The organism is Stenotrophomonas sp. 2YAF22, assembly GCF_052114665.1.
In the GTDB taxonomy this organism is placed as follows: domain Bacteria; phylum Pseudomonadota; class Gammaproteobacteria; order Xanthomonadales; family Xanthomonadaceae; genus Stenotrophomonas; species Stenotrophomonas indicatrix.
This window is the reverse complement of record NZ_JBFRFE010000445.1, coordinates 1-3,605: the sequence shown is the minus strand read 5'-3', so window position 1 is coordinate 3,605 and position 3,605 is coordinate 1. Positions and strand designations below refer to the sequence as shown.

The following is a 3,605-nucleotide window of genomic DNA, read 5'->3' as shown; positions in this document are numbered from 1 at the left end:
GGGCAACGGTGGCTTCCCAGTCCGACACCAGCAGGTGCGGGAACGCGGTGAACACCACATGCGCCGCCTCCGGATCGAAGGCGATGTTGAATTCGGCGGCGGGGGTGATGTTGCCGTGGCAGGTGACTGCGCCGCCCATCACCACGATGCGCTTGATGCGCTGGGGCAGGGTCGGATCGAGCTTCAGCGCCAGCGCCAGGTTGGTCAGCGGGCCGAGCATCACCAGCATCAGTTCGCCGGCATGTTCGTGCGACAAACGCAGGATCGCCAATGCGGCGTGCTCGGCGTCGGCCTGGCGACTGGGCGGCGGCAGGTCCACGTCGCCGTAGCCATCACGGCCATGCACGTGGGCGGCGTCAACGGACGGATGCAGCAGCGGATCGGGACTGCCGGCGAACACCGGCACGTCGGTGCGGCCGACGATGTCGCAGAGCTTGAGGGCGTTGCGGACGGTGTACTGCAGGCCTACGTTGCCGGCGGCGATGGTCAGCGCGACCACGTCATGCCGTTCATCGGCGAAGGCCATCAGCAGGGCCAGTGCGTCGTCGACACCGGGGTCGGTATCGATCAACAGCGGGATCTTCTTGGTCATCGTTGCCGTCTTCAGATCGGCAACGAAGTGTGGACCGGGAAGATGACCGTTGCAAGTATCGGCCGGGCTGCGCCCGGCACCCGCAGAATCAACGTCTACGTCAACGTCAAAAGCTCGGTTCCGGGGGATGGCGGGGTGGGCCCGGTGGCGGGGGACGYCGTGAATCCATCCATGGAGGCTTGGCCGCGGCATCCATGCCGCGGACACCCCCGCAACCGGATCCACCCCGCCTTCGACAGATTTCCGCGGCCTGTCGGAACAGCGTCCTGTACTGGTAGGTGTCGACCTTGGTCGACACATCCACGAGATGGTCGAGAAGGCTGTCTGTAGAGTCGAGCCGTGCTCGACTCACGCGCGCAGCGCGCAGTAGATCCACGCCATGCGTGGATGAGCGCCAGGGCATGGGGTCAGAGCCCTTTGCCATGCAAAGGGATCCGACCACACAGCTTACGCCGAGGCGTACCGCACGGCGGTGCCGATCCAGCGCTGCACCACGCGATCTGCCAGCGCCGGTTGCTGCGCCAGCAACCGTTCGGCTAGTTCATGCACACCTGGCAGCAGGCCCGCATCGCGCGCAAGATCGGCGATGCGGAAACCGGCCAGGCCGGTCTGGCGGGTGCCCAGCAGTTCGCCGGGACCGCGCAGTTCCAGATCCTTCTCGGCGATGACGAAACCGTCGTTGGTTTCGCGCATGGTCTGCAGGCGCTCGCGCGCCATCTGCGAAAGCGGTGCCTGGTACAGCAGCACGCAGCGCGACACCGCCGAACCACGGCCGACGCGGCCACGCAGCTGGTGCAGCTGGGCCAGACCCAGGCGCTCGGCGTTCTCGATCACCATCAGCGAGGCATTGGGCACGTCGACGCCGACTTCGATCACGGTGGTGGCCACCAGCAGGTCTATGTCGCCGGCCTTGAACGCGACCATCGTCGCCAGCTTCTCGGCCGCTTTCAGCCGGCCATGCACCAGCCCCACGCGCACGCCCGGCAGCAGCGCCTGCAGCGATTCGTAGGTGGCCTGTGCCGGGGTGGCATCCAGTTCTTCGCTTTCTTCGATGAGCGTGCACACCCAGTACACCTGCCGCCCTTCGCGGCAGGCCAGGGCGATACGCTCGATCAGCTCGGGGCGGCGATCGTTGTTCAGTGCCACGGTCTGCACCGGCGTGCGGCCCGGCGGCAGTTCGTCGATGGCCGATACATCCAGATCGGCGTATTCGGACATCGCCAGCGTGCGCGGAATCGGCGTGGCGGTCATCACCAGCTGGTGCGGCACGTTGTTGCCGCCCTTGCCCTTGTCGCGCAGCGCCAGGCGCTGGTGCACGCCGAAGCGGTGCTGCTCATCGACGATGGCCAGCGCCAGATCGTGGAATACCACCGCCTCCTGCATCAGCGCGTGGGTACCCACGACCACCTGCGCTTCGCCGTTGGCGACCTGTTCCATCACCTTTGCGCGCGCCTTGCCGGTGACCTTTCCGGCCAGCCAGGCGATGCGCACGCCCAGCGGCTCCAGCCAGCCGCGCAGGTTGTTGAGATGCTGTTCGGCCAGCAGTTCGGTGGGGGCGGCCAGTGCGACCTGCTTGCCCTGTTCCACCGCCAGCATCGCTGCCAATGCCGCCACCACGGTCTTGCCCGAGCCGACATCGCCCTGCACCAGCCGCAACATCGGGCTGGGGCGCGCAAGGTCTTCGCGGATCTGCTTGAACACACGTGCCTGCGCGCCGGTCAAGGCGAACGGCAGCTGCTTCAACAACGCCTTGGCCAGCTTGCCGGGACCGGCCAGCGGCGGCGCGTGATGCGCCTGCAACGCAATGCGCTGGCGACGCAGGCTGAGGTGGTGCGCCAGCAGTTCTTCCATTGCCAGCCGGCGCTGCGCTGGATGGGTACCGGCGGCAAGTGCGGCCAGGTCTGCATCCGGCGGTGGTTGATGCACGGTCAGCAGCGCACTGCGCAGCGATGGCAGGCCGAGGCCCTCGAGCCAGCCGGTCGGCAGCAGTTCCAGCGTGCTTTCTTCCGGCAGGCGATCAAGCGCCTGGCCGATCAGCTTGCGCATCGTCATCGGGCCGACACCTTCGACGGTGGGATACACCGGGTCGAGGCGGTCGCCGAGATCGGGATCGTCGTTGCGGCCCAGTACCTGGTAGCTGGGATGGACAATCTCCAACCCGAGGTGCCCCGGTTTGGGCGTACCAAAGCAGCGCAGGCGGTTGCCGACCGCGAACTGGCCGACCTGCTGCTGGCGGAAATGGAAGAAGCGCAGCACCAGCGTGCCCTGCCCTTCATCCTCCACCGCTACTTTCAGCATCGGCCGGTAGCGCATGCCGCGCTCGACGGCGACCACCCGCACTTCCACCTGCGCCGGAATGCCGTTGCGCAGGTCTTCGATGCGGGTCAGCCGGGTACGGTCTTCATAGCGCAGCGGCAGGTGCAGCCAGAGATCCTGCAGGGTGGCCAGGCCACGCGCCTGCAGCTTGGCGGCCACGGCCGGCCCGACGCCGGCGAGCATCGCAAGCGATGCTTCACCGGACRGTGCCAGTGCCGGGGTGACCGCCGCCTTGCGTGCCACGTGGCGGTCAGTCGATGACCATCACCGCGTCGACCTCGAAGTTGGCGCCCTTCGGCAGGCCGGAGACTTCGATGGTGGAACGGGCCGGGAACGGGGCCTGGAAGTAGTCCTGCATCACCGCGTTGACCTTGGCGAATTCGGCCAAGTCGGTCAGGTACAGGCCCAGGCGCACGACCTTGTCCAGCGAACCGCCAGCGGCTTCGGCCACGGCCTTGAGGTTGTCGAAGGCACGACGGGCCTGCGCTTCGACGTCACCGACGCCGACGATGTCGCCGGTGGCCGGGTCGAGCGGAATCTGGCCGGAGAAATACACGGTGTTGCCGGCGCGCACGGCCTGCGAGTACGGGCCGATGGCGGCCGGGGCCTTTTCGGTGTTGATGATCTGGCGGGACATGGGTCGCTCCGGTGCGTTGGGGGAAAACAGAGCGGTGATTGTACCGGGTGGGGGCAATGT

Annotated in this window: 3 protein-coding genes; all 3 read right to left on the bottom strand. The window is 67.2% G+C overall.

The genetic code is table 11. The features are described from left to right. Positions 1 to 592 (bottom strand): nucleoside hydrolase (locus AB4Y84_RS16125; RefSeq protein WP_442250437.1); only part of this gene is annotated, 592 nt, incomplete at its 3' end. A gap of 447 nt (positions 593 to 1,039) precedes the next feature. After that, positions 1,040 to 3,151 (bottom strand): ATP-dependent DNA helicase RecG, encoded by a 2,112-nt coding sequence (gene recG, locus AB4Y84_RS16120; protein ID WP_442250436.1) that lies wholly within the window; start codon positions 3,149 to 3,151, stop codon positions 1,040 to 1,042. Positions 3,152 to 3,158: 7 nt separating this feature from the next. Continuing rightward, positions 3,159 to 3,545: a RidA family protein gene (locus AB4Y84_RS16115; RefSeq protein ID WP_025874214.1), complete on the bottom strand. Its 387-nt coding sequence runs from the start codon at positions 3,543 to 3,545 to the stop codon at positions 3,159 to 3,161. Positions 3,546 to 3,605: the final 60 nt, after the last annotated feature.

What these genes read in the sequence shown, in the direction of transcription:
- AB4Y84_RS16115 (WP_025874214.1), bottom strand. Translation starts at nt 3,545, where the DNA reads ATGTCCCGCCAGATCATCAACACCGAAAAGGCCCCGGCCGCCATCGGC.